Genomic DNA, 25389 nt, shown 5'->3' on the forward strand with positions numbered 1-25389 from the left:
AGTAACGATAACTTAAAAAATAAAGAGGACATGGAAGCACCGAGGCTCATCTATAGAGCTATGTCCAAGTCTTCTTTATTTGATTTTCATTTAAGGAGTGACATAAATTTGCTAAAGACAAGAAAGAGAATCTTACCTGGGTTTGGTTTAACATTTGGATTTTCAATATTGTATATAAGTTTTTTCATTTTTTTACCAATATCGATGTTATTTCTACACTCTTTTGATATAGGATGGACTAAATTTTTTAAAATTGTAACCGATCCTAGAGTACTAATGTCATATAAAGTTAGTTTTGGAACAGCCTTTATTGCTGCGATCTTAAACGCTGTCTTTGGTTTATTAGTAGCCTGGGTACTCGTACGATATCGTTTTCCAGGGAAGAGAATAGTCGATGCTTTCATTGATTTACCATTTGCATTACCGACTGCAGTAGCCGGTATTACTTTAACTACGTTGTATTCTCCTAGTGGTTGGATTGGAAGACTATTTTCTTTCAAAATAGCTTATACACCTTTAGGTATTATTATTGCTCTTACTTTTATTGGATTACCATTTGTAGTAAGGATGGTGCAACCTGTGCTAGAGAATTTCCATAAAGATGTTGAGGAAGCAGCTGCAAGTTTAGGTGCAAACCGTTTACAAATTTTCTGGAAGATCATATTCCCAGGAATTTTACCAGCCTTGTTAACTGGTTTTTCATTAGCTTTTGCGAGGTCTTTAGGGGAATATGGGTCTGTTGTATTTATTTCGGGAAATATGCCTATGAAAACTGAAATAACCCCTTTATTGATCATGACAAAATTAGAGCAATATGATTACGCAGGGGCAACTGCACTAGCAGTTGTATTATTAGTTATTTCTTTCCTTCTATTATTATTGATTAGTATTTTTCAACGATACTCTAATCGGGCATTTGTTCAAGGGGGTAAGAGTTAGAATGGAAAGAGAGTTAAATATTGAGAGAAAATTAACTTTAAATAGTCATACAAAAAAAGGAATTAAATTAAAGGGGAAATCGTTTCAAATCATCTTAACTAGTATCGTTATTTTATTTTTAGCGCTATTTTTATTTCTTCCTTTAGTTTCAATTTTTATAAAAGCATTGCAAGATGGCTTCGGAGTTTATAAAGAAACAATCGTAAATGATGAAACTTTAGCTGCAATTAAATTAACTTTTATTGTAACGATCATTACCTTACCACTTAATGCAATATTTGGAGTTTCAATTGCTTGGGCTACAACGAAATTTAATTTTAAAGGGAAAAATTTATTGGTAACTTTAATTGAATTACCTTTTGCTATGTCTCCAGTTGTTACGGGTTTTTTATTTGTACTTTTATTTAGTCCGAATAATGGGGTATTTGGTGGCTGGTTAAAAGAGCACAATTTAAAAGTCATTTTTTCAACCCCGGGAATTGTTTTAGCAACAATCTTTGTAACTCTTCCGTTTGTTGCGAAAGAATTAATTGCAGTTATGCAGGCTACAGGAAGTGCAGAAGAAGAGGCCGCGTTAACTTTAGGTGCTAACGGTTGGCATATTTTTGGGAAGGTGACACTACCAAAAATTAAATGGGGACTTTTATATGGCATTATATTATGTAATGCAAGAGCGGTTGGAGAATTTGGAGCTGTATCAGTAGTTTCTGGACATATTCGCGGAGAGACAATTACGATGCCACTTCATATAGAAAATTTATATAACGAGTACCAATTTCCACAAGCGTATACAGTAGCTTCACTTATGTCTATTTTTGCGATTCTGACATTAGTGATTAAAAATATTATTGAATGGAAAGTTCAGAAGGTAGAGAAACAATAGGAGAGGATCGTATGTCAATTAAAGTTTCTAATGTATTAAAGAGCTATGAAAATGAGTCTGCTTTAAAAGGGATTGATCTAAATATAAAAAAAGGAGAATTAGTAGCACTTTTAGGCCCGTCTGGTTCTGGTAAAACAACATTACTACGAATAATTGCTGGCTTAGAGAATCCAGATGGTGGGGAAATATTCTTTGAGGAACAGGATGTAGCAAATTTACAAGTAAAGGAAAGGAATGTAGGGTTTGTTTTCCAGCACTATGCTTTATTTCAGCATATGACCGTTTTTGATAATATTGCATTTGGATTAAATGTAAGACCAAGAGCTACACGTCCAACTAAGCGAAAAATTAAAGAGAAAGTAATGGAGCTATTAAATTTAGTAAAATTAGAAAGCTTTGCCAATCGATTTCCTTCGCAATTATCTGGTGGACAAAGACAACGTGTCGCATTAGCTAGAGCTTTGGCTGTTGAACCGAGCGTATTATTATTAGATGAACCATTTGGAGCACTAGATGCAAAAGTAAGAAAGGATTTAAGAAGATGGTTACGTAAGCTTCATGACGAAATTAATGTTACAAGCATATTTGTAACACATGATCAAGAAGAAGCGCTTGAAGTTGCCGACCGAGTGGTCATTATGAATGGTGGAACAATTGAGCAAATCGGTACTCCAGAAGAAGTTTATCATACACCTGCAAGTCCGTTTGTTTATGATTTTCTTGGAAAAGTAAACTTATTTCATGGACGGATCAATAAAGGAAATTTAATAAGCGGTGGTCTAGAAATACCATTACAAGAGCAAGTTGAACGAGATCATAAAGAAGTTACAGGTTATGTCCGACCTCATCAAATATCAATCGAAAAAATTGAAACAGATCAAACATCCATAAGTGCAATCATTACTCATATTCATGCAGTGGGGCCAATTGTGTACGTCGAAGTCCTTCGAGAAGACACAAATGATTATGTCGAAATCGAATTAATGAACGAATTATTTTATGATCTAAATATTCAACTTGGAGAACGAGTATTTGTACGCCCTAATGAATTAAAGGTATTTATCCCTCAGGATTATTCGATCTAGTAGGAGAGTGTAAACAGTAGGGTGTCCCAAATGTTTGAGAAGGGCATCCTACTAAGTATTTAGAGGAGAGTAGTTGAAATGAAGAATAACTGCAAATAAAACTGTGAACAGTGCAAAAAAGAATCGCTGCAAATAAAGGGGGCACTGCAATTAAAAATAGAAAATCTGCAAATAAAAAGGTTGAACGTGCAAATAAAACTGTGAAAAGTGCAATTAAAGGAAGAACTGCAAATAAAATCAGTATAACTGCAATTAAAATTAACAAAACCGCAAATAAAATCAGTAAAACTGCAAATAAAATTAGCGAAACTGCAATTAAACTATGTTGAACCCCAAATTAGTATGGAAATACCTATACCAGTTAGGGTATTTTACCTAATTTATTGTTCAAAGATCGATGCACACAATGGAAAATCAATAAATTTGCACTTTTTTTAAAAAATTCGCTTAAAAAAGTGAAGAAATCTATTAAATATCTATGTAAGGAGAGCATAAATTCCACTCTAATAATAAAATTCTAACAAGATACCCCCATTCTAGAAAGGCTTATATTAACGCAAACTGCCGATCGAGCCTTAGGCGAAGATGCAGTTATACATATTCTTACTTAATATGAAAAAGAGGCCTCCTAATTGTCAGTTACGCGACTCTTAGGAGGCCTCTTTGTATACAACGCTATTAAGAAAAATCTAGGGGAGACTGTTTTTATGCCTCTTTAGCCTTTTGCTGCTTCTAGTTCAGCAAGTTTTTCTTTTGCGATAATGTCGATTTCACGTTTTAATTCTTCAACCATTGTTGCTTCAGGTACTTTACGAACGATTTCTCCGTGACGGAATAGTAATCCTTCACCGCGTGCTCCAGCAATACCGATATCAGCTTCACGTGCTTCACCAGGTCCGTTTACTGCACATCCTAGTACGGCAACTTTAATCGGTACTTTTAGTGTTGAAATATATTCTTCAATATCGTTTGCAATACTAATTAAGTCAATTTCGATTCGTCCACAAGTAGGGCAAGAAATCAATGTTGCAGCGTTTGAAGATAAGCCGAAAGATTTAAGTAATTCTCTAGCAACTTTTATTTCTTCAACTGGGTCTGCACTTAAAGAGATACGCATTGTGTTTCCGATCCCTTTACTTATGATTGCACCTAAACCAGCAGCACTTTTAACTGTACCAGCAAATAGTGTACCTGATTCAGTGATACCTAAGTGTAAAGGATAATCGAATGCTTTTGATGCTTTTTCATATGCTTCAATTGCAAGGTTTACATCTGATGCTTTCATTGAAACGATGATGTCATGGAAATCTAAGTCTTCAAGAATTTTAATATGATGTAATGCACTTTCAACCATTCCATCAGCAGTTGGGTAACCGTATTTCTCTAAAATACGTTTTTCTAAAGAACCAGCATTAACACCGATACGTATTGGAATTCCTTTAGCTTTAGCTGCATTTACAACTGCTTCAACTTTTTCTTTACGTCCAATATTACCTGGATTAATTCTTATTTTATCTACGCCGCCTTCAATTGCTTTAAGCGCTAATTTATAATCAAAGTGTATATCTGCTACAAGTGGTATATTAATTTGTCTTTTTATATCAGCAATCGCATTAGCTGCTCTTTCATCTGGTACTGCAACTCGAACAATCTGACATCCAGCTTCTTCAAGTCGTTTAATTTCTGCAACTGTTGCTTCAACATCGTGTGTTTTTGTTGTTGTCATACTTTGGATTGAAATCTCATTTGCTCCACCAACAACTACATTTCCTACTTTAACTGCACGTGTTTTACTTCTATGTGTAATTTCGTTCACGAGTAACTCGCTCCTTCAAAAATAACTTATTTCATTTTTTATATATCTACATTATCATATTTTCTTCATGATTACTCATTTTATCAACTGGTTCTAAAGAAATATAACACAAAATTTACTTTTGTGAAGAGTAAATTGGGAATTTATATGATTTTCCACTTTGAATTTTAGTAGGTAGTAGACCATCATTTAAATCAGTGAAATCCTTCGTAATTTGGCTAATTGGTTGGCTAAAATCAGGATTGAGATCTTCGATAATTCCTAAAACAGTATCTCCATTCTTTACTTGGATTTTTTCATATTTTGGAAGTGAGGATGTTTTTGTTTCTGATTTAGATGCTTTGGCTACTGTAGCAATATGTTGAGTAGGGATCGTTCCTACATTAAGGTCGAAGAAAATTATATATCCAAGTAATAATGCACCGAATAAAAAAGCTATTCTTTTCATTAATAATCACTCCTTTGTAGACTATATGCTTGTCCACACTGAATATTCCAAAAAAGAAGCCAGGAAAAAGCTCATAAAAAAAGAAGCGTATAAACCGCTTCGGAAATTGATTATTTTTTTGATGGTAAATTTCTAATTGTTAATGTATACATAACTACTGCAATTACAATATAAATTAAAGTTTGGAATGGAATATTTATTTCCAATATTCTAAGCAAGAAATAAATAACAGTAGGTAATGTTAAGCTATACGAAACCATTGCAAAGCGTTGTCTATACGGTAGGTGCTTAGTCGACTTAATTAAAGTTGTTAAAAATGCTAATATTGTCGCAAGTAAAAATATGAAGATACATGAACCAAAATAATATAGGAAAAATAACGCGATTAAAATGACTGGAAGAGCTTCTTTTATATTTTTAATAAATTTTGAAACGCCCGCTTTATTTATTTCTTTTGACTTTAATGAAGGATAAGGGAAATCTTGCTCGCCTTTATCATTTTTCATGATTATTCTATTTTTTAATACAACAAGTGCATACTGTTCATTTTTTAATTTGGTAGGCATAATTGTTTCATTTGGATAAAAAGCATATTTATATTCACCAATCTTTCGTTCGAATGGCGTATTGTCGTTTATGGCTATTGTCCCTTTGCTTAAAGAAATTGTATGAATATTTTCTTTTAGCAAATCAGAAACATTGTTCACCTGAAGCTTCACATTTTTTTCCAATGAAAAGAACCCAGGAAGAGTATATAAAATTGCTAGTAGGAATAGAAAAAAGATTGTTTTACCGATTTTTTGGAGTCTATATCTTGATATTGTTTTTGGAGAGTATAAACTAAACCAAAATTGTTTAAATATATTCATAAACTCATCCTTTCTTATTAAATGTTATTTCACTTCCCGAAATTTATTATGTATCTTTCGGGCTATTTTGTATATTATAATCTTTTTTTTGAAAATGAATATTAAACTTTAATTAGAATGAAAAGAGTAAGATTAAGAGCGGGCAGAAGTTTTATTAATGATAGTAAGTTGTCCTGGACAATGAATTAGGGGGAGAAATACAGGAGTGCAAGATTAGTGGAGAAGATGAACATTTAGTGGAGTTTCAAACTTCACACTACATATTATTTACACTAAAAGTTGATTAAGATAAATTAATATCTAAAAAAAAAAAAAAAGTGAAAAATTACATTGACGTTTAATTTGAGTCATGATATATTAAATATTGTCTTAAGGACAACGGAAATTATTCCGCAGTAGCTCAGTGGTAGAGCACTCGGCTGTTAACCGAGTGGTCGTAGGTTCGAATCCTACCTGCGGAGCCATTTTTATAGTTTGGCGGTGTAGCTCAGCTGGCTAGAGCGTACGGTTCATACCCGTGAGGTCGTGGGTTCGACTCCCTCCGCCGCTACCAATCTTTTATTATGGAGTAATACCCAAGTCCGGCTGAAGGGATCGGTCTTGAAAACCGACAGGGGTGTAACAGCCCGCGGGGGTTCGAATCCCTCTTACTCCTTAAACAGTGAAAAAGTCTTCAACGTTATCGTTGGAGACTTTTTTCGTTTTGATTATTAAATATTGCTATTAAACCTTGGTCTAATTTCTTTCAAAAGTAAATCTTTTTTATATTATTTTCCTTTTCTGAGCATTACTATTGAAATCTTTCAATATATTTGATAACTTTAAATGGAAATTCACTATTATCCTTGGGAGGAATTTAAAAATGTCAAAATTCGAATTACCACAATTACCTTATGCTTATGATGCATTAGAGCCACACTTTGATAAAGAAACAATGAACATTCACCACACTCGTCACCACAATACATATGTAACTAACTTAAACGCTGCTTTAGAAGGCAAAGAAGTAGCTGCTTCTTCAATTGAAGAATTAATTTCAAACTTAGATGCACTTCCAGAAGGTATCCGTACTGCTGTACGTAACAATGGTGGTGGACATGCTAACCACAGCTTATTCTGGACTTTATTAACTCCAGAAGGCACAGGCACTCCAGTTGGTGAAGTTGCAGAAGCAATTAACGCTAAATTCGGTAGCCTAGATGAGTTAAAAGCTGCATTTACACAAGCTGCATTAACTCGTTTCGGTTCTGGTTGGGCTTGGTTAGTAGTAAACAATGGTGAGTTAGAAGTAACTAGCACACCTAACCAAGATTCACCATTAATGGAAGGTAAAACTCCAATCCTAGGCTTAGATGTTTGGGAGCATGCTTACTACCTAGGCTACCAAAACAAACGCCCTGACTATGTTGGTGCATTCTGGAATGTAGTAAACTGGGAAAAAGTAGAAGAGTTATACCAAGCTGCTAAATAATTTATAAAACATGAAGGGGTCATCCTAAAGTCAAGGTAATTGGCATAGGGGTGGCCCCTTTTTTATTTGTCTCAGTAATTTTTTTAAATTGCTTTTTGAACTAAAAAAACATAGGAAGTTTTTAGTTTTCCTATGTTTTCATTCAAATTATTTATCAGTTTGTTTTTGCATTTTTTTCAAATACTCCGCACGCATTTTTTCAAGTTGCTTCTTTTTATCAAATTTGGCAGGCGTCTGTTTTTCATGAAACTTTGCAACAGCTTGCTGACCTTTATAATCTAATTGATATTTTCCCACTTTGTTCACCTACTTTTCTTGTCTCTAAAGAGAATCTATTCAACAAATATAATACCTTATTTTACTTAAGTAAACCTTATTAGTTTATTAGTGTGCAGCTAACTTAGCATTTATCAGTAAAAACATTAAAAAATTAGTAAAGTAATTCATCGCTCGTTCCCCATTTTTATTTGAGCTACAACCATACACTTTGGTTCCAGATTTCATTTTGCGGATTCAACGGTTTTATATGTAACTCAGTATCAATACCTTGCATGTATGATATCTATTTTTAAAAGGAATTGCCTAGAATCGTTAAATCTTCAGGATAGTCTCTTTTATATTTGTTAAATAAAAGGATAAATTTTCATTTACTCGGAAAACTAGTTCATGAGACAAAGGAGAGTTTTTATGAGTAGGTGGAAATTTTTATTAGGTGATGTCGATCTAAACAGAGACTTAGTTTTATTATTAAGTGTCGGTGGATTATTTACTTTGGCAACAGCTTTATCTAGTACATTTGTAAATGTTTATTTATGGAAGCAGTCAAATGATTATTTACCGATAGCTTCGTATCAATTTGCGATTGCATTTTTTCAAGCTCTGACTTTCGTGATTGCGGGTAGATTAGCTAAAACAGTTGACCGTGTTGTGATTCTTAGGATCGGTATTTCTTTTTTAGCGATCTTCTATATTGTTGTTTTAGTGTTTGAAACAAAGACATTGCTTGCAACGATATTAATCGGAGCAATATTAGGAGTTGGAAATGGTTGTTATTATTTGGCGTTTAATTTATTAACATTTGAAGTGACTGAGCCTGAGACTAGGCAATTTTTTAACGGTTTTTTAGGGCTTGTTAATTCATTTTCTGGAATGCTTGGGCCGTTTATTGCTGGAGCAATCATTTCTTCCATGATTGGAAATAAAGGTTATCACTTTGTATTTATGGCTGCAGTTTTATTATTTGTTTGTGCGGTTGTGTTAAGTTGTTTTTTAATTAAAAGAGAACTTGATAGTGAGTTCAACATTAAACGAGTCATCTTAGAAAGAAAATTAAATGAGAATTGGCGACAAGTTACTTATGCAAATTTCTTTCAAGGCAATCGTGAAGGAATCTTTATGTTTGTCATTTCAATCTATATTTTCTTATCAACTGGAAGTGAGTTTGCTTTAGGGAAATATGGATTAATAACATCATTAATCAGCTTTATTACTTATTACATTGTGACTAGAATCATAAAAGAAAATTTTAGAATGAAAGCAATATTTCTTGGAGGGTTTTTATTATTTAGTGCGGTTTTTGTAATCGCTTTTAAAGTTAATTTTTCATTATTGATCATTTATGGTGCAATAATTTCTTTGGCGTATCCAATCATTTTAGTACCTTACTTATCTTTAACATATGATATAATAGGAAAATCGTATAAGGCCAGGGAATATCGAGTGGAATATATAGTGATACGTGAAGTTTATTTGAATAGTGGTAGAATGTTTTCAATTGCAGTATTCATTGTTTGTACTATATTGTTCCCAGCGAAACAAGTTATTCCATTGTTAATGTGTTTATTTGGTACAGGACACTTTATGGTCTATTTCGTAATGAGGAAATTAGAAATTAAACATGCTTAATACAAGGTAGTTCACTAAATTGTCAAAAGTATTTCTGTAATTCTGTTTCCAATTCAATAAAATAATAATACGCGTAATGAAAGCAATGGTAGAAAAAAGAGGAGAAAAGATGAATAAACCTAAGAAATATAAAATTACATTACCCACACGACTGAATACTCTATTTTTCCTTGTATTTGTACTATTTTCCTTTTTAATTCTAAAATTAGGTGTTGTACAAATTGTAAAAGGTGAAGACTATAAATCAGAATTAGAGCGAACAGAAAATATGACCGTCGATCAAGCTGTACCAAGGGGGAAAATTCTAGATCGTAATGGTAAGGTTGTAGTAGATAATAAGCCTTTACGTACAATCACGTATACAAGGAAAAAAGGTACAACGTCTGGTGAACTATTACAAATGGCAACTAAGTTAAAAACTTTTATTAAGATGCCAACTAATAAAATAACTGAAAGAGATCGAAAGGATTTTTGGTTACTAAAAAATCCTGAAGATGCAAAAATGCTTGTATCGAAACAAGAAGATAAAGAATTAAAGGCTCAAAATAAAGATGATGATGCTGGATATAACAAAGCTTACTATAATTTACAACTTGATAAAATTACAGAAGCCGACATGAATTCGTTTAGTCCAAATGATTTGCAAATACTCGCAATTTACAAGCAAATGAGCGTTGGTTATGCATTAACTCCTCAAACAATTAAAAGTGAGGGAGTTACTGAAAAAGAATATGCGACTGTTAGTGAACATTTGGACGAGCTTCCTGGTGTAGATGTAACAACAAATTGGGAAAGAAAATACGTTTACGGTGATACGTTCCGCACAATTTTAGGTAATATTACTTCTGAAAAAGAGGGTTTACCTGCTCAGAATGTAGATTATTATTTAGCACGTGGCTATGATCGCAATGATCGTGTCGGAAAAAGTTATATCGAAAAGCAGTATGAAGATGTTTTACGCGGTACAAAAGGTAAAGCTCAAAATGTTATTGATTCAAAAGGAAATGTTGTTGATACGAAGGTGATTACTGAAGGGGAACCTGGTAGTGATTTAGTACTATCAATTGATATGGAGCTTCAACGTAAGGTTGATGAAATTGTAAAAACTAGACTTTTACAAGCAAAAGCAACTTCAAATGGTAAATATTTGGACCGAGCATTCGTTACAATGATTAATCCGAATACGGGTGAAATTCTAGCGATGTCAGGTAAACAAATTGTTAAAGATAAAAAGACAGGAAGAAATAAAGTTATAGACTATGCAACAGGCAATCTTACTTCATCTTACGAGATGGGTTCGACAGTTAAAGGTGCAACCCTTTTAACAGGTTTTCAAACAGGAGCGATTGTTCCTGGACAAAGACAATTCGATACACCGATTAAAATTGCAGGCACACCTATCAAATCATCTTATAGTAATATGGGATGGATTAATGATTTAGATGCGTTAAAAAGATCTTCAAACGTTTATATGTTCCGAACAGCAATGGCAATTGGTCATGCAAATTATGTTCCAAATAAACCTTTAGATATCGATGTTAAAGCGTTTGATACATTCCGTAATAGCTTCAGTCAGTTTGGACTTGGTGTTAAAACTGGAATTGATTTACCAAATGAGGCAATTGGATTTAAAGGTGTCGACAAAAACCCAGGTTTCCTTCTAGATATGGCGATTGGGCAGTATGATACTTATACACCACTTCAATTAGCTCAGTATATATCGACAATCGCAAATGGAGGTTATAGAATTCAGCCGCATGTTGCAAAAGAATTAAGACAACCTTCTATTGGTGAAGATACTGGAGTAATTAGATCAGAAGTAAAAACAAAAGTTTTAAATCGAATTGATATGAAGGATTCATACATCAATCGAGTTAAACAAGGTTTTATAAAAGTATATAATGAACAAGGTGGTACTGCTCGTCCTTATTTCTTAGGCGTAGACTATAAAATAGCTGGTAAAACAGGTACTGCCCAGTCCTTCTATGATGGACCTGATCGTAAAAATTATAAAGAAGCACCAAGAACATATAATGAAACATTGACTGGCTATGCTCCATATGACAATCCTGAAATTGCATTTTCAGTTGTTGTTCCTTGGTTACAAACTGACCAAGCGCCTGTCAATAAATACATTGGCCGCGATATTATGGATGAGTACTTTAAATTGAAAAAAGAAAGACAATCAGTTTACAATGATGAACCAAAAGGCACAATTGACAATCAAGTTACTCAAAATAGTCAAGGTGACCAAAATAAGAATCAATAAAAGAGAAGGGGAATCCCTTCTCTTTTTTTTATCTATTTAAAACAGCTTCTGAACTTATTTACATAATCTTTACATTCGGTTAAAACAGGTTTAATAGTTTAAGGATATGATTATTCATGTAATCAATTACCGAATTAAAAAGATTATAAATTTTAGCTATTGTTTAGTTAACATAAAACAACAATAGAATGCTTCCTTTAGGATGAGAGGGGATAGAAGTTATGACATTTACATTAGATAGAGAAAATAATATTAAAAGTGAAGATATTGAAGATACAAATACAAACACAAAAAAATCAATCGTTTATGATACTCAAAATTTAAATTTATGGTATGGACAAGATAAAGCGTTAAAAAACATCAATTTAAGCATATATGAAAATGAAGTAACAGCAATTATCGGTCCAAGTGGTTGTGGTAAATCGACCTACTTAAAAACTTTAAATCGTATGGTTGAGCTAGTGCCTACAGTTAGAACAGAAGGTAAAATTCTTTACCGCCAACAAGATATATTCGATAAAAACTATCCTGTCCAAGAATTAAGAACTCATGTAGGGATGGTATTCCAAAAGCCAAATGTATTTCCTAAGTCAATTTGGGAAAATGTTGCTTACGGTCCAAAAATTCATGGTATTAAAGATAAAGCCTCATTAAATGAAATTGTTGAAAAAAGTTTAAAAGGTGCTGCGATTTGGGATGAGGTTAAGGATCGTTTACATGAGAATGCACATGGCTTGTCAGGGGGACAACAACAACGTTTATGTATTGCACGCTGCCTTGCAATCGAGCCTGATGTTATTTTAATGGATGAGCCAACATCGGCATTAGATCCTATTTCAACTTTAAAAGTTGAAGAATTAATCAATGATTTGAAAAAAGATTTTAGTATTATTATCGTGACTCATAATATGCAACAAGCAGCACGTGTTTCTGATAAAACTGCTTTCTTCTTAAGCGGTGAGGTAGTTGAGTTCTCAAATACAAATAAACTATTCTCGACTCCTAAAGATAAACGCACAGAAGACTATATTACTGGACGATTCGGTTAATAGAAGGGGAAATGGTGGCAATAATATGAGAAATCAATTTGAAACAGAGTTAAAATCATTACAAGAAATGATCATCGAGCTAGCCGAGAAAACAAAAAAAGCTGTAGTTAAGAGTATGGATGCATTCCGAACTGAAAATATTGAATTAGCTTTAGAAGTCATTGATGAAGATGAGCGAATCAATAAATTAGAAAAAGAAGTTAATGAATTAATTTTAGTCATAATAACAAGACAACAGCCAGTTGCAGTAGATTTAAGAAGAAACTTAACAGCAATTAAGATTGCTCATGACCTTGAACGAGTTGCAGATTATGCAGTAAATATCGCAAAGTCGACAATTCGTATTCGTGGCCGTCAAGAAAACTTACCTATAGAAAATATCGAAAAGATGCATGAACTTGGTTTAGATATGTTAACAAAAGCTTCAGAAGCATACCGAACTGAAGATTTACAAGCTGCAAAAGAGATTGGTGAAATTGACGATCTAGTTGATGAGTTATATGGAACGACTGTACGAAATTTAATGTCAAGTATTGTTGAGTCGCCTGAGCATGTCGCAAATATTTTGCAAATGGCATTCATTTGTAGATATCTTGAAAGAATTGCAGATTATGCAACTAATATTGCAGAGAACATTTACTATTTAGTAAAAGGTAAGCATTATTTATTAAATCAATAAAATAATAAAAGGGTGTTCAGTTCATATTTTACTGGACGCCCTTTTGTCATATTTATGTAATATTAAGCATACTTCTTTAACTAGTATAACATTTTGGGGTGGTAACAAATGAAGGTTGTTATTTTAGCTGGAGGATACGGTCAAAGGCTTTTACCAATTACTAACAACATTCCTAAACCACTATTACCAATCGCAAATAGAGCGGCAATTGAGCATTTATTATTACATCTAACAAGATTGGGGTTTAATGAGTTTATAATTCAGCTTCATTATATGTCCCAAGCCATAATTGAAACAATTAACGCGATGAAATTAAAAAATGTTTCAATTGATTATATTATAGAAGAAAAAAGCTTAGGCTCAGCTGGTTGTTTGCGATTATCTAAGCATTTTCTCAATGAGCCCTTTCTATTAGTGAATGGTGATATTTTATTTGATGGAGAAATTAGAGACTCATTAAAGAATCATTTAGAAAATAAGAGTAAATTTTCTATGTTTGTAAAACAAGTTGAAAATTGTGGATCTTATGGAAATGTAAAAGTGAAAAATGGACAAATAATCGATTTTATTGAGAAGCCTAATGAGGGTAGTGAAATTAGTAAACTAGTAAATACCGGGATTTATATTATGAGTCCGGAATTATTATTTCAAATTCCAGAAAATCGATATTTTGACATTAGTAATGACTTAATCCCTTTGATGTTAAAAAATAATATTAGTATGAATGCTTATCATTTAGAAGGTTACTGGATTGATTATGGGACTCCTAGACGTTTTGCAAAGCTAAATGTAGATTGGATTGAAGAAAAATTAAACTTGCCTATTCCGGCCGTTCAAATATTACCACGAATTTTTTTAGGTGAGCATGTAACGATTAATAATAATGTAAAGATTGTTTCTCCAGTAATTATTGGCAATGATGTTACAATCGAAGAAAACTGTGTAATTGGTCCGTACGTATCAATTAGCTCAAATATTAGAATCGATCAGGGGAGCGTTTTACAGCATCAAGCAGTCTTTCAAAAATATACTCTGAATTATGAAAATAAATTTGTACATAATTCAATAAAAAAAAAATCAAAAGAAATGCAATGAATCAATAAAAAGTATGGAAATTATCTTGAAAGAATGTTATTATATACAAGTCTGATTATGTCACTATGTCAGGAGGGAAAATAAAATGCGCGTAAATATTACTTTAGCATGTACAGAATGCGGAGATCGTAACTACATCACTACTAAAAATAAACGTAATAACCCAGACCGTCTTGAGCTTAAAAAATATTGCCCAAGACTTAAAAAAGTTACAGTTCATCGCGAAACAAAATAAACAGTAGGAATTTTCCTACTGTTTTTTTTTATATAAAAATTTATAATCTAATTAGAAACGTCATTTTACTATTTAATCCTATTGATAGAAACTTTAATCCTGACCTTAGGAGGCCATAATGGAAAAAAAAGACATTAGAAATAATATGATGAAAAATTTGAAAAATATTTCAGTATTAGACAGAGAGAAAAAGTCGAAGCAAATAATAGAAACATTATTTAGTACAAAACAATTAAAGGATGCAAACATAATTGCAACAACGATGCCGATGGAGCACGAGATAAATACTAAGTATTTAATAGCTACTTGTTGGAATGAGAATAAATCGGTTGTTGTACCGAAATGTAATCACAAAACAAGAGAAATGGATTTTTATAAAATCAGTTCGTTTGAAGATTTAAAAGAAGGCTATTTTGGTATACAGGAGCCGATTGAAGAAAAATGCGAGAAAATAGAAAAGGAACAGATTGATTTAGTAATTGTTCCTGGAGTAGCATACACATTAAAAGGAGAACGATTAGGCTATGGCGGCGGTTATTACGATCGCTACTTAGAAGACTATAATAAGCTTCTTTTAGCTTTAGCGTATGATATTCAAATCGTTAATGAGCTACCAACAGAAAAACATGACATTAAAATACCTTTCATCATAACAGAATCAGAAATAATACAAGCTTTCCAATAAGTGCATAAAGCGACACCTTTTGTTTAAAATAAATGATGAATTAAACCGCTATTCCTTAAAGAAAATTTGTTTTTAATGTTTATTGTAACAAATTTGTAAAATGTTTCACAAACTTTAAGCGGATATACATATATAATATAAAAGTCCCAATCACTTACACTTTTATAACACTAATGAGGTGGATTTAATGTTACAAAAAGAAATTAATCGTGTCGCACTTATTGGTACAGGCGCAGTTGGAGCGAGTTATGCTTTTGGAATGTTAAACAAAGGTATTGCCGAAGAATTAGTTATGATCGACTTAAACAAAGATAAAGCAGAAGGAGACGCGATGGATTTAAGTCATTGTTTACCTTTTGTCAGTTCTAGAACAAAAATCTGGGCTGGAGATTATAGTGATTGTAAAGATGCTGGTTTAGTCGTTATTACAGCTGGAGCTGCACAAAAGCCTGGAGAAACACGACTAGATTTAGTGGTGAAAAATTGCTCGATTTTTAAAGGTATCGTTGGAGAGATTATGGCTTCTGGTTTTGACGGTATCTTTTTAATCGCTACGAATCCAGTTGATATATTAACTTATGCAACCTGGAAATACTCGGGATTACCGAAAGAAAGAGTAATCGGATCAGGTACTAGTTTAGATACTGCACGTTTTAGATATATGCTAGGAGATTATTTTAATGTTGATTCAAGAAATATCCATGGATATATAATAGGTGAACACGGGGATAGTGAACTTCCTGTTTGGTCACAAACAACTGTTGGTACTTCACCAGTGCACCATGTTTTAAAGAAAAATCCGAAATATAGTCAAAGAGAGCTTGATGAAATCTTTTTAAATACACGTGATGCTGCATATCATATTATTAAGAAGAAAGGTGCAACATACTACGGTATTGGAATGGGATTAGTTAGGTTAACTAAAGCAATACTTGAAAATGAAAATAGTATTATTACTGTTTCAGCATATTTAGAAGGTCAATATGGAGAAAATGATATTTATATCGGTGTTCCAGCGGTTTTAAATAGAGGCGGAATTCGTGAAATCGTCGAATTAGATTTAAATGAATTAGAACAACGACAATTTAAAAATTCAGTTGAGACATTAAGAAAAACGATGGAACCTATTTTGTAAGCAGTACGAAAAAACCTCTTTCAATTGAAAGAGGTCTTTTTATAGAAAAAGAAGAATAATTTCATTACGTGTAATTTTAAAAAGATGCTATCTTCTAATATTGTTAAGTTAACGATAACTGTTCAGAGGGAGGCTGTTTTGAAAAAAATAAATCGAAAGTTCGTCTTGTTATTAATGGTTTTAATCACAATTGTTGGACTAGCTCTTTTTATTACGAACCAAAATAGTGTAAACAATGAACCTCAAACAAATGAAGCACAGCGTTCACCTGTGTTCCCAAATTATAATCATACAGCTATAGAAGCTGAGAATGGCTTATTAGAGGTCACAAATCCTAAATCAGATTTAGTATTAGTGAATAAAGAAAGAAAGCTTCCAGATGGATATGGACCGCCTGATTTAATTTATCCCATTGTTCCGTTACATGGTGTTAGTAAAGATAAAACTTTAATGAGAAAAGAAGCAGGCCATGCATTAGAAAAATTATTTGAAAAAGCTGAATCAGATGGTATCGAACTGACACCAGTTTCCGCATACCGTTCTTTTGAAAGACAAAAAAGCTTATATAATTATTATGTACAAATTCATGGAGAAGATTGGACACAATCTTTTAGTGCTGTTCCCGGTACAAGTGAACATCAAACTGGATTAGCAATTGATGTATCGTCGCCAAACTTTGGAAATAAGCTAGAGCAGGGATTTGGAAAAACAAAGGAAGGGATATGGTTGGCAAAGCATGCACATGAATGTGGGTTTGTCATTCGTTATCCAGAAGATAAGGCTGAAATGACAGGATATGACTATGAACCATGGCATATAAGATATGTAGGAATCAAATACGCAACCTATCTTTATAAAAATAATTTAGTTTTAGAAGAAGTCATGAAACCAAATCATTAAATACTTAAATAATATATGATTGTTTGGTATTTCACATTGACGAGTAACTGTTTCCAACTTATACTAATTACATATTTAGAAAGATTAAATAGTAGGAGTTAAAAATGAAATCCGTATATGATATTCAACAATTTCTAAAGAATTATGGCACCTTTATATATACAGGTGATCGATTAGCAGACTTGATGTTAATGCAAGATGAGCTTAAAGAATTATTTTTAGCAAATATTTTAGATATAAAAGATTTACAAGTGGCAACGTTGATCTTAAAAAAAGAGATGGATGTAATTAAAAATAAGACGGTTTGAAGAAAATCGTTTTTTTTTAGAATCGAATTGCAAGCGATTTCACAACGGAGGGAGAAGGCAAAATGGATAAAATGATTGTAGGCGTAGATTTAGGTGGGACAAGTATTAAATTGGCATTATTAACAGATAACGGGGAATTCATAGATAAATGGGAAGTGCCAACTGATAAATCAGATAGTGGTAAGCATATTCCAAAAACAATAACGATCGCGATTGAAGAAAAGCTAAACCAAATGAATAAAACAAAAGAAGATATAGCTGGAATCGGTATTGGTGCACCAGGTTCAGTTCGCCTTGAAGATGGATTAATATTTGCAGCAGTAAATTTAGGGTGGGTTAATTTTCCTTTAAAAGAAATTTTAGAAAAGGAATCTGGTATTCCCGTAATTGTTGATAATGATGCAAATATAGCTGCAGTAGGGGAAATGTGGAAGGGTGCTGGAAACGGTGCTAAAGACGTTGTAATGGTGACGTTAGGTACAGGTGTCGGCGGTGGCGTAATTGTAAATGGAGATGTAGCACACGGAATTAGTGGATCTGCAGGTGAAATTGGTCATATAACTGTTCAACTTGAAAATGGAGTACTTTGCAATTGTGGTAAAAGGGGTTGTTTAGAAACAATTTCTTCAGCTACTGGTATTACAAGAATCGCAAACGAAAAATTACAAAATACGACAAAAGAGTCGGTTTTAAAGGAAATTGCAAATGGGTCCCAAATTACAACTAAGGATGTATTTGAAGCTTATTCAAAAGGTGATGAGGTCGCAGAAGAAATTGTTAATCATGTAATGCGATATCTTGCTCTAGTCTTAGCTGGAGTAGGGAATACATTAAATCCAGAAAATATTATTATTGGCGGCGGAGTGTCAAATGCAGGAGAATTGTTATTGAAACCATTAAAAAGATATTTTGACGAATTTGCATTTACGACAGTTCGTGATTCGACAAAACTTTCAATTGCTAAATTAGGTAACGATGCAGGAGCAATTGGTGCAGCATATTTAGTGAAAAAGTTTATTACTAATGAAATTTAACTTAAATTTAAGGTGCTTCTAATTGAAGTACCTTATTATGTTTATTGTATTGAATTGAAAAAAAAATTAGTTATTTGACGACTGAACCAGTTTATGATAAATTGAATGACGTTAGAAAAAAACCTAAAGGTTACGTCAAATGATTTCTTACAATAATTCATACGATAAATACAATTAGTAGCTAATGATTGTATGAATCATTTAAAAATTCTTGGTAATAAATACCAATTAAATAGATATGTGAAACGCCAAACATTGTTTATAATAGATTAATAGTCTTTACAAGAGGAGGAACAGAATATGTGGAAAAAGTTTATCAAAAACTTTGGTTTCCCGTTACTTGCTGTATTCCTTTTATGGATTAAAGCAACTTTACTAAGCCAATTTTATTTTGATTTAGAAATTGAAAATTCAATGCAAGAATTTATCTTGATAATTGCACCTATATCTTCATTATTAATTTTTATCGGTATAAGTCTTTTTGCAAAAGGTCCAAAGAGAAATAGAGCAGTTATATGGATTAGTGCAATTATGTCATTCATTTTAATTGGTGACACAGCGTATTATTCGTTTTTCGATGATTTCGTTACAATCCCAGTTTTATTTATGACGCGCAACTTCGGTGATTTAGGGTCAAGTGTTAAAGCAATGATTAGTTATAAAACATTCTTTGCTTTTTCTGATATTTATATTCTAATTATCGCTAATCTTATTTGGGGTAAAAAATTCTTTACTACAGGTAACATTAAAGCTAAAGCAAGAACTGCTTATTTCTTAGGCGCTGTAGCTATTTTCTTAGTAAACCTTGGACTTGCTGAAACTGAGCGTCCTCAATTATTAACACGTTCTTTCGATAGAGAATACATTGTTAAATTCTTAGGTTTATACAACTATCATTTATATGATATGGTTATTCAATCAAAAACAACTGCTCAAAAAGCAATGGCTGATGATAGTCAATTAGCTGGTATTGAAAACTTTATTCGTGCGAACGATACAGGTGTAAATGCACAACTACACGGTAAGTATAAAGGTAAAAACGTTGTTGTAGTTTCATTAGAATCATTACAAAATTTCGTAATTGGACGAAAAGTTGATGGTAAAGAAATTACACCATTCTTAAATAAATTTACAAAAGAAAGTTATTACTTTGATAATTTCTACCACCAAACTGGACAAGGTAAAACTTCTGATGCTGAGTTCTTAGTTGATAATAGTTTATTCCCATTGGATCGCGGAGCTGTATACTTTACTAACAGTAGTAATACGTTTACTGCTACTCCTGCTATTCTTAAAAAGGATCAAGGCTATTATACTTCAGTAATGCATTCAAATAATAAATCGTTCTGGAACCGAGATATGATGTATCCAAGTCTAGGCTACGATCGTTATTATAATGAAGCTGACTTTAAAGTATCTGCAGCTACTTCAATTGGCTGGGGTCTGAAAGATAAATATTTTGTTGAGCAATCTGTTGAAAAAATGGCTGCTGAACCTAAACCGTTCTACAACCGTATGATTACATTAACAAATCACTATCCGTTTGAGTTAGATGATAAAGATTTAATGATTCCTCGTTTAAAAACAGGAGACCAAACTGTTGATAATTATGTTACAACAGTTCGTTATTTAGATGAATCGATCAAACGTTTCATTGAAGAAATGAAAGCAAAAGGTTTATATGATAATACGATTATTGTTATGTATGGTGACCACTATGGTATTTCTGAAAACCATAATCGTGCAATGAGTGAAGTTTTAGGACAAGACATCACTCCTGCTGAACATGTTAAATTACAACAAGTACCTTTCTTTATCCACTTACCTGGACAAACTAAAGGTAAAACAATGCATGAAGTGGCAGGTCAAATTGACATTAAGCCTACAATCTTAAACTTATTAGGTGAAGATCCAAATAAAACATCTATCAACTTTGGTAATGATTTATTCTCTCCAAAACACAAAGATTTCGTAGTCTTCCGTGATGGTACAATTGTTACTGATAAGTATATTTATACTGGTGAGAAGATGTATGATCCAAAAACTGGTGAAGAATTAAAAGGTCAAAAACCACCTAAAGAAGATTTAGCAAAAGCAAATAAATCACTTGAGTACTCAAACTCAATCATTTATAAAGATTTACTACGTTTCTACCAAATCAAATATGATAAAGGTGAAACAAAGTTTGAATAACGACAAAAAGCACTTCCTTTAAGGGAGTGCTTTTCTTTATTTTTACTTCATACAATTAATTAGATAAATTTATATGAGGTGAAAATATTGAATAATAGTAATCGACCCTTTGTCTTCTATCCAAGAAGATATGATTTTAATGAACTGACTAATGATATCAGTTTACTAGTTGAAAAATTTCCTTTTCTTCGTGTGAATACAATCGGTTATAGTGTTTTGAACAAACCTATATACGAAATTGAGATTGGCAATGGTCCGAGAAAGATTCATTGGAATGGTTCATTTCATGCAAATGAATGGATTACAACCTGTGTCATAATGAAGATGGTTGTTTGGTTATGTAACACGTTAGCAATGGAGGATTTACCCTTCCATCAAGAGCTATTGTCCTTATTAAATCAAAATACATTATCGGTTGTACCAATGGTTAATCCTGATGGAGTAAATTTAGTTTTAAATGAAGTTGTTGATTATAAAGAATTTATGGATTTTGTTAATCTAATAAACAATGGAAATGATGGTTTTACTGGGTGGAAAGCGAATATAAGAGGTGTTGATTTAAATAATCAATTTCCGGCAAATTGGGAGATTGAAAAAGAAAGAAAGAAGCAAAAAACATACGCTCCAAGAGATTATCCAGGAGATGCGCCATTAACTGAACCAGAAGCAATTGCAATGAGCAATTTGGCGATTGAAAAGCAGTTTGATCTATTATTAGCACTCCATACACAAGGTAAGGAATTCTATTGGGGCTATGGTCAGCTTGAGCCGGCATTTTCGGAAGTTTATGCTAATTATTTTGCTAGTGTGAGTCCATATAAGGCGGTAAAAACGATTGATAGCCACGCAGGCTATAAAGATTGGTATATACAAGAATTTAGGAAACCTGGATTTACATTGGAATTAGGTAAAGGAATTAACCCATTGCCACTTTCTATGTTTGAAACCATTTTTTCAGAAACGTTTCCAATCCTATTAGGATCATTATTTAATTTAGAAAATTACCCCAACCAAACTTTAAAATAAAAAAGCTGACAATTTAATGTCAGCTTTTTTATTTTAAGTAACATGTTTCTATGTAGAAATTAGTACGCTACATAAAGAATAAATATTATAAGTGCGCTGGTGGATATCCGTTATGTAAAATTGTCATAATGGCAAACCAACCGAATAAAACTAATGTAGCTCCAGACCAAAAAATGGCTAAAAAGTTCTTCTTTTTTATTGATCCTAAAAAAGCTGGAACACTTAGAATAGCTACTAGTATAAAAATAATAACTGTACCCATTGTAAACCCCCTATAAATTTCTTCAAGCAACCCCTGTTTGCTATCACATCATTATTATTGTAAAACTTTTATGAACAATTGTCTATTTGAAATTAAGTGCTAAAACAAAATTATGATATAGTATTATATAGATTAAATAAAGAAAGCAGGGTATGAATATGAATGTTTTTCAATTACCGTTAGGTCCTTTACAAACTAATTGCTATATCATAAGTAATGATCTGAAAGAAGCAGTAATCTTTGATCCAGGCGAAGATGCTGATGTAATCTTTAATAAAATTGAAGAAAATGGATTAAAACCATTAGCAATTCTTTTAACGCATGCTCATTTTGACCATATTGGGGCTGTTGACGATGTGCGTGATGAGTATAATATACCCGTTTACATCCATAAATATGAAGCAGATTGGTTAACTGACGGTCAAAAAAATGGTTCTGAATTATTTATGAGAAATCAATCCATTTTTGCTAGGGAGGCAGATCACCTAATTGAAAAAGAAGGTAAAATGGAAATCGGTCATTTCTTATTTTCAATTTTTGAAACCCCAGGCCATTCACCAGGAAGTGTTTCATTTTATTGTAAGGAAATCAAAACAGTCTTTTCTGGAGATGCATTATTTGAAGGTAGTATTGGCCGTACAGATTTACCAGGTGGAGATCACGACCAACTTATTAGAAGTATAAAAGGTAAGCTTCTTTCATTACCTGATGATGTAGTCGTATGCAGTGGTCATGGTGATACAACAACAATTGGTGACGAGAAAAGGTATAATCCATTTCTTTAAGGTGAAATGATGAAAAACTTAATTTTTAACGCAATAAATAATAGTGAAGATCATTTTATTACATACGAACAATTTATTTCATTAGTACTTTATGATCCAGAAAAAGGTTATTATCAAATGGCTAATGAAAAAATTGGTCGAAAAGGTGATTTTTATACTTCAAGCTCAGTTGGTTTAATATATGGAGAAGTAATTGCAGCTACCTTTTGTCGATTTGTTAAGACTAATCTAATTGAACCTTTTTTTGTTGAAGTTGGCGGTGGAAACGGTAGATTTGCCTCATCCTTTCTTACGTATTGTGAAGAACTGGAGCCAGAAATATATAATCGATTAACTTACTATATAATTGATGCAAGTAAATATCATCGAAAATTACAACAAGAACTATTAGAAAACCATTTGAGTTGTAACTATTTCTCAAATATAGAAGAGATTGAACAAATCAATAACGGGATGATATTCTCAAACGAATTGTTTGACGCTTTACCAGTACGAGTAGTGGAATTCAATCATAACGAGTGGCAAGAGGTTGTTATTACTCTTGATGAGCAAAATAATCTAAGAGAAAATCTTGTTAATATTAAAGATCCAATAATAAGCGATTTTCTAATAAGAAATCATTTTGATGGTAAAAATGGTCAAAGAGTTGAAATTCCGGTTGGAATGGAAAAATTATATGACCTTTTACAATCAAAACTTAATTATGGAATCATATTAACTGTTGATTATGGATTTACTAGAGAAGAATGGGATGCACCCCATCGAATCAAAGGAAGTTTGCGTGGTTATTCAAAACATGAAATGAAAACAAATTTATTTGAGAACTTAGGTACAATTGACATAACTACACATATACACTGGGATGAACTAAAGAATTTTGGAACGCTTAATAATATTGAAAATCTATACTTTTCTAGTCAAAGAGAGGCTTTATTAGATTTTGGAGTCTTAAATTGGCTCATTCCTCATGCTCAATCAAATCCATTTTCGAGTGAGTATAAACAAAATAGGGCAGTCCAATCACTGATTATGCCTGGCGGGATAAGCGATTCGTTTCAAGTCCTGTTACAAACAAAGGGAATGTCAAAAATTGATCAAACTAAGTTGAATGAGTTAATTTCATTAAATGAATATAAATAAAAAAACCAGTCATATGACTGGTTTTCTTATTATTCACTAAAGCTAGGTACTAATAAGAAAGTACTATAATATGTAAATCCAATAAAGAACACAGTTAAGTATGCGCCAAAGATATAGATGTACATACGCTCAGAAAGCTTCAGAGAGCCTAATACAAAGAAAAATGCTGTTTGACATGCGAAAATAAGTGCTGCTGCTGACATATGTCCAACAAAAAACATTACTGTAAATATTGCTGTCCAAAATCCTAGAACGCGGAACATGCGATCCATTCTAAATCCCCCCATAAAAAATTTCTACCCATTCATTATTATAAAATAAGAAAGTTACAATTGTAAACAATGTATTAATACAATTCTAAATTGATACAAAGATAATGAATGTAGCTTATCCATTATTATTTTTCTTAATTTGATATTTTCTATACATTGCTTTAAAAATCACCATATTATTTTTCAATTTATTTTTGAATTTCAAGTCCATTATTTCGATAAAGTAACCTTTAGTTTGTATGGAAATATTGATGGAAACTAAGATTTTTAAACAAATATATAATTTTCATGATTTGATAGTCGATTGAAACGAAACTACAATCTCAGACGAATCATTAGTTATTCGAATTCACCCTCAAAAAAAACTTCTCCAATAGAAAGTCTATCCTTATTTCCATTTACAATTCGTAAGCTTTTTTCTTTATTAAATCATACACTTGGATTAATGTTGTTTACAGGTCCTACAGATTGTGGAAAATACAAAAAATTTAAGGCGTATAAATTTAGGAATAGTTTAACTATTAGTTATTTATACATGATATTATGAAAATGAAAGGTGGTGATATTGTGGTATGGTTTATTGTAATTGTAATTGTAATTATTGGTATAATACTTAAAATGAATAGCACTTCTAGCCGTAAGGAAGAAAAACATACTCCTGAAGAAATTATAGAAATTGCAGAATTCGAACTGAAATTCAGGTCAGAATTTGCAAAAAATAAAATGTTACTAAAGAGTGGTAAGATATCAGATAGACAATCAATGAAATGGTCAAAAAATTTATTGGAAGAACACAATGAAATCCAAAAAAAATACAATATAACAGAAGAAGAAATGTCTGAATACTATGAACTTGTATATTCTAAATCAAGCGTTTATCGTAATTAAAATTATTTCAAATCCTTA

Annotated in this window: 27 protein-coding genes and 3 tRNA genes; 24 read left to right on the top strand and 6 right to left on the bottom strand. The window is 32.2% G+C overall.

Annotated features, from left to right (window positions below; genetic code table 11):
- The first annotated feature begins 60 nt into the window (after positions 1–60).
- The 4 genes from cysT to CN692_RS15205 all read left to right on the top strand — a co-directional run bounded on the left by cysT (position 61) and on the right by CN692_RS15205 (position 3236).
- Positions 61–939 (top strand): sulfate ABC transporter permease subunit CysT, encoded by an 879-nt coding sequence (cysT, locus tag CN692_RS15190; RefSeq protein WP_098120098.1) that lies wholly within the window; start codon positions 61–63, stop codon positions 937–939.
- A gap of 1 nt (position 940) precedes the next feature.
- Positions 941–1822, top strand: coding sequence for a sulfate ABC transporter permease subunit CysW (gene cysW, locus CN692_RS15195; RefSeq protein ID WP_098120011.1), 882 nt, complete (start codon positions 941–943; stop codon positions 1820–1822).
- An 11-nt stretch (positions 1823–1833) separates the two neighbouring features.
- Entirely contained in the window at positions 1834–2907 is a 1074-nt protein-coding gene (locus tag CN692_RS15200; protein ID WP_098120012.1) for a sulfate/molybdate ABC transporter ATP-binding protein, read from the top strand.
- A 110-nt stretch (positions 2908–3017) separates the two neighbouring features.
- Positions 3018–3236 carry a hypothetical protein gene (locus CN692_RS15205; protein ID WP_098120013.1) on the top strand — a complete coding sequence of 73 codons (219 nt, stop codon included), beginning with the start codon at positions 3018–3020 and terminating at the stop codon, positions 3234–3236.
- 386 nt (positions 3237–3622) lie between these two features.
- Here the strand turns inward: CN692_RS15205 and ispG are convergent, their stop codons facing one another.
- The 3 genes from ispG to CN692_RS15220 all read right to left on the bottom strand — a co-directional run bounded on the left by ispG (position 3623) and on the right by CN692_RS15220 (position 6040).
- A complete protein-coding gene (ispG, locus tag CN692_RS15210; protein WP_098120014.1) occupies positions 3623–4723 on the bottom strand; it encodes a flavodoxin-dependent (E)-4-hydroxy-3-methylbut-2-enyl-diphosphate synthase in 1101 nt (366 codons plus the stop codon).
- A 115-nt stretch (positions 4724–4838) separates the two neighbouring features.
- Positions 4839–5171 (bottom strand): hypothetical protein, encoded by a 333-nt coding sequence (locus tag CN692_RS15215; RefSeq protein ID WP_098120015.1) that lies wholly within the window; start codon positions 5169–5171, stop codon positions 4839–4841.
- Between the two features lie 110 nt (positions 5172–5281).
- Complete coding sequence (locus CN692_RS15220) at positions 5282–6040, bottom strand: DUF1189 domain-containing protein (RefSeq protein ID WP_098120016.1); 759 nt, start codon at positions 6038–6040, stop codon at positions 5282–5284.
- A 389-nt stretch (positions 6041–6429) separates the two neighbouring features.
- Here CN692_RS15220 and CN692_RS15225 point away from each other — a divergent pair.
- From CN692_RS15225 to CN692_RS15240, 4 genes are all read left to right on the top strand, one after another.
- Positions 6430–6504, top strand: a tRNA-Asn gene (locus tag CN692_RS15225).
- A 12-nt stretch (positions 6505–6516) separates the two neighbouring features.
- A tRNA-Met gene (locus CN692_RS15230) sits at positions 6517–6593 on the top strand.
- A 12-nt stretch (positions 6594–6605) separates the two neighbouring features.
- Positions 6606–6695: transfer RNA gene (locus CN692_RS15235), tRNA-Ser, on the top strand.
- Positions 6696–6902: 207 nt separating this feature from the next.
- Positions 6903–7511: a superoxide dismutase gene (locus tag CN692_RS15240; protein ID WP_098120017.1), complete on the top strand. Its 609-nt coding sequence runs from the start codon at positions 6903–6905 to the stop codon at positions 7509–7511.
- 147 nt (positions 7512–7658) lie between these two features.
- Here the strand turns inward: CN692_RS15240 and CN692_RS26200 are convergent, their stop codons facing one another.
- Positions 7659–7808 carry a hypothetical protein gene (locus CN692_RS26200; protein ID WP_098120018.1) on the bottom strand — a complete coding sequence of 50 codons (150 nt, stop codon included), beginning with the start codon at positions 7806–7808 and terminating at the stop codon, positions 7659–7661.
- A 390-nt stretch (positions 7809–8198) separates the two neighbouring features.
- Here CN692_RS26200 and CN692_RS15250 point away from each other — a divergent pair, with 390 nt between their 5' ends.
- From CN692_RS15250 to CN692_RS15310, 13 genes are all read left to right on the top strand, one after another.
- Positions 8199–9416: an MFS transporter gene (locus tag CN692_RS15250; RefSeq protein WP_098120019.1), complete on the top strand. Its 1218-nt coding sequence runs from the start codon at positions 8199–8201 to the stop codon at positions 9414–9416.
- A 109-nt stretch (positions 9417–9525) separates the two neighbouring features.
- Complete coding sequence (locus tag CN692_RS15255; protein ID WP_373604972.1) at positions 9526–11685, top strand: peptidoglycan D,D-transpeptidase FtsI family protein; 2160 nt, start codon at positions 9526–9528, stop codon at positions 11683–11685.
- 221 nt (positions 11686–11906) lie between these two features.
- Complete coding sequence (gene pstB / locus CN692_RS15260) at positions 11907–12734, top strand: phosphate ABC transporter ATP-binding protein PstB (RefSeq protein ID WP_098120021.1); 828 nt, start codon at positions 11907–11909, stop codon at positions 12732–12734.
- 25 nt (positions 12735–12759) lie between these two features.
- Positions 12760–13413, top strand: a complete 654-nt coding sequence (gene phoU, locus CN692_RS15265; RefSeq protein ID WP_098120022.1) for a phosphate signaling complex protein PhoU — start codon at positions 12760–12762, stop codon at positions 13411–13413.
- Positions 13414–13521: 108 nt separating this feature from the next.
- The gene (locus CN692_RS15270; RefSeq protein WP_098120023.1) at positions 13522–14508 is read left to right on the top strand and encodes a sugar phosphate nucleotidyltransferase; all 987 of its coding nucleotides are present in this window, start codon (positions 13522–13524) and stop codon (positions 14506–14508) included.
- Positions 14509–14593: 85 nt separating this feature from the next.
- Positions 14594–14743: a 50S ribosomal protein L33 gene (rpmG, locus tag CN692_RS15275; RefSeq protein WP_056475024.1), complete on the top strand. Its 150-nt coding sequence runs from the start codon at positions 14594–14596 to the stop codon at positions 14741–14743.
- A gap of 118 nt (positions 14744–14861) precedes the next feature.
- Entirely contained in the window at positions 14862–15428 is a 567-nt protein-coding gene (locus CN692_RS15280; RefSeq protein ID WP_098120024.1) for a 5-formyltetrahydrofolate cyclo-ligase, read from the top strand.
- 187 nt (positions 15429–15615) lie between these two features.
- Positions 15616–16563 carry an L-lactate dehydrogenase gene (locus CN692_RS15285; protein WP_098120025.1) on the top strand — a complete coding sequence of 316 codons (948 nt, stop codon included), beginning with the start codon at positions 15616–15618 and terminating at the stop codon, positions 16561–16563.
- A gap of 174 nt (positions 16564–16737) precedes the next feature.
- Positions 16738–17463: a M15 family metallopeptidase gene (locus CN692_RS15290; RefSeq protein ID WP_098120099.1), complete on the top strand. Its 726-nt coding sequence runs from the start codon at positions 16738–16740 to the stop codon at positions 17461–17463.
- Positions 17464–17567: 104 nt separating this feature from the next.
- Positions 17568–17771: a YqgQ family protein gene (locus CN692_RS15295; RefSeq protein ID WP_098120026.1), complete on the top strand. Its 204-nt coding sequence runs from the start codon at positions 17568–17570 to the stop codon at positions 17769–17771.
- A 62-nt stretch (positions 17772–17833) separates the two neighbouring features.
- A complete protein-coding gene (locus CN692_RS15300) occupies positions 17834–18805 on the top strand; it encodes an ROK family glucokinase (RefSeq protein WP_098120027.1) in 972 nt (323 codons plus the stop codon).
- Positions 18806–19105: 300 nt separating this feature from the next.
- Complete coding sequence (locus tag CN692_RS15305; protein WP_142317333.1) at positions 19106–20998, top strand: LTA synthase family protein; 1893 nt, start codon at positions 19106–19108, stop codon at positions 20996–20998.
- Positions 20999–21085: 87 nt separating this feature from the next.
- Positions 21086–22024, top strand: coding sequence for a M14 family metallopeptidase (locus tag CN692_RS15310; RefSeq protein ID WP_257144040.1), 939 nt, complete (start codon positions 21086–21088; stop codon positions 22022–22024).
- 85 nt (positions 22025–22109) lie between these two features.
- Here the strand turns inward: CN692_RS15310 and CN692_RS15315 are convergent, their stop codons facing one another.
- Positions 22110–22286 carry a DUF2759 domain-containing protein gene (locus tag CN692_RS15315; RefSeq protein ID WP_098120029.1) on the bottom strand — a complete coding sequence of 59 codons (177 nt, stop codon included), beginning with the start codon at positions 22284–22286 and terminating at the stop codon, positions 22110–22112.
- 158 nt (positions 22287–22444) lie between these two features.
- Here CN692_RS15315 and CN692_RS15320 point away from each other — a divergent pair, with 158 nt between their 5' ends.
- Positions 22445–23071, top strand: a complete 627-nt coding sequence (locus tag CN692_RS15320; protein WP_098120030.1) for an MBL fold metallo-hydrolase — start codon at positions 22445–22447, stop codon at positions 23069–23071.
- 9 nt (positions 23072–23080) lie between these two features.
- Positions 23081–24211 (top strand): SAM-dependent methyltransferase, encoded by a 1131-nt coding sequence (locus CN692_RS15325; RefSeq protein ID WP_179874459.1) that lies wholly within the window; start codon positions 23081–23083, stop codon positions 24209–24211.
- A 29-nt stretch (positions 24212–24240) separates the two neighbouring features.
- Here the strand turns inward: CN692_RS15325 and CN692_RS15330 are convergent, their stop codons facing one another.
- Positions 24241–24483 carry a DUF2626 domain-containing protein gene (locus CN692_RS15330; RefSeq protein ID WP_098120032.1) on the bottom strand — a complete coding sequence of 81 codons (243 nt, stop codon included), beginning with the start codon at positions 24481–24483 and terminating at the stop codon, positions 24241–24243.
- A gap of 567 nt (positions 24484–25050) precedes the next feature.
- On the opposite strand from CN692_RS15330, the gene CN692_RS15335 reads away from it, so the two are divergent.
- Complete coding sequence (locus CN692_RS15335) at positions 25051–25371, top strand: hypothetical protein (protein ID WP_098120033.1); 321 nt, start codon at positions 25051–25053, stop codon at positions 25369–25371.
- The last annotated feature ends 18 nt before the right edge of the window (positions 25372–25389 follow it).

The organism is Bacillus sp. AFS002410 (assembly GCF_002556365.1).
Taxonomy (GTDB): Bacteria; Bacillota; Bacilli; order Bacillales; family Bacillaceae_G; genus Gottfriedia.

Bases quoted from the DNA above. Each gene is read 5' to 3' on its own strand.
- phoU (WP_098120022.1), top strand. From the start codon at position 12,760: ATGAGAAATCAATTTGAAACAGAGTTAAAATCATTACAAGAAATGATC.
- CN692_RS15305 (WP_142317333.1), top strand. From the start codon at position 19,106: ATGTGGAAAAAGTTTATCAAAAACTTTGGTTTCCCGTTACTTGCTGTA.
- CN692_RS15240 (WP_098120017.1), top strand. From the start codon at position 6,903: ATGTCAAAATTCGAATTACCACAATTACCTTATGCTTATGATGCATTA.
- rpmG (WP_056475024.1), top strand. From the start codon at position 14,594: ATGCGCGTAAATATTACTTTAGCATGTACAGAATGCGGAGATCGTAAC.
- CN692_RS15215 (WP_098120015.1), bottom strand. From the start codon at position 5,171: ATGAAAAGAATAGCTTTTTTATTCGGTGCATTATTACTTGGATATATA.
- pstB (WP_098120021.1), top strand. From the start codon at position 11,907: ATGACATTTACATTAGATAGAGAAAATAATATTAAAAGTGAAGATATT.
- cysT (WP_098120098.1), top strand. From the start codon at position 61: ATGTCCAAGTCTTCTTTATTTGATTTTCATTTAAGGAGTGACATAAAT.
- CN692_RS15315 (WP_098120029.1), bottom strand. From the start codon at position 22,286: ATGGGTACAGTTATTATTTTTATACTAGTAGCTATTCTAAGTGTTCCA.
- CN692_RS15330 (WP_098120032.1), bottom strand. From the start codon at position 24,483: ATGGATCGCATGTTCCGCGTTCTAGGATTTTGGACAGCAATATTTACA.
- CN692_RS15280 (WP_098120024.1), top strand. From the start codon at position 14,862: ATGGAAAAAAAAGACATTAGAAATAATATGATGAAAAATTTGAAAAAT.
- CN692_RS15200 (WP_098120012.1), top strand. From the start codon at position 1,834: ATGTCAATTAAAGTTTCTAATGTATTAAAGAGCTATGAAAATGAGTCT.
- cysW (WP_098120011.1), top strand. From the start codon at position 941: ATGGAAAGAGAGTTAAATATTGAGAGAAAATTAACTTTAAATAGTCAT.
- CN692_RS15255 (WP_373604972.1), top strand. From the start codon at position 9,526: ATGAATAAACCTAAGAAATATAAAATTACATTACCCACACGACTGAAT.
- CN692_RS15300 (WP_098120027.1), top strand. From the start codon at position 17,834: ATGGATAAAATGATTGTAGGCGTAGATTTAGGTGGGACAAGTATTAAA.
- CN692_RS15290 (WP_098120099.1), top strand. From the start codon at position 16,738: ATGGTTTTAATCACAATTGTTGGACTAGCTCTTTTTATTACGAACCAA.
- CN692_RS15270 (WP_098120023.1), top strand. From the start codon at position 13,522: ATGAAGGTTGTTATTTTAGCTGGAGGATACGGTCAAAGGCTTTTACCA.
- CN692_RS15220 (WP_098120016.1), bottom strand. From the start codon at position 6,040: ATGAATATATTTAAACAATTTTGGTTTAGTTTATACTCTCCAAAAACA.
- CN692_RS15295 (WP_098120026.1), top strand. From the start codon at position 17,568: ATGAAATCCGTATATGATATTCAACAATTTCTAAAGAATTATGGCACC.
- CN692_RS15325 (WP_179874459.1), top strand. From the start codon at position 23,081: ATGAAAAACTTAATTTTTAACGCAATAAATAATAGTGAAGATCATTTT.
- CN692_RS15320 (WP_098120030.1), top strand. From the start codon at position 22,445: ATGAATGTTTTTCAATTACCGTTAGGTCCTTTACAAACTAATTGCTAT.
- CN692_RS15250 (WP_098120019.1), top strand. From the start codon at position 8,199: ATGAGTAGGTGGAAATTTTTATTAGGTGATGTCGATCTAAACAGAGAC.
- CN692_RS15285 (WP_098120025.1), top strand. From the start codon at position 15,616: ATGTTACAAAAAGAAATTAATCGTGTCGCACTTATTGGTACAGGCGCA.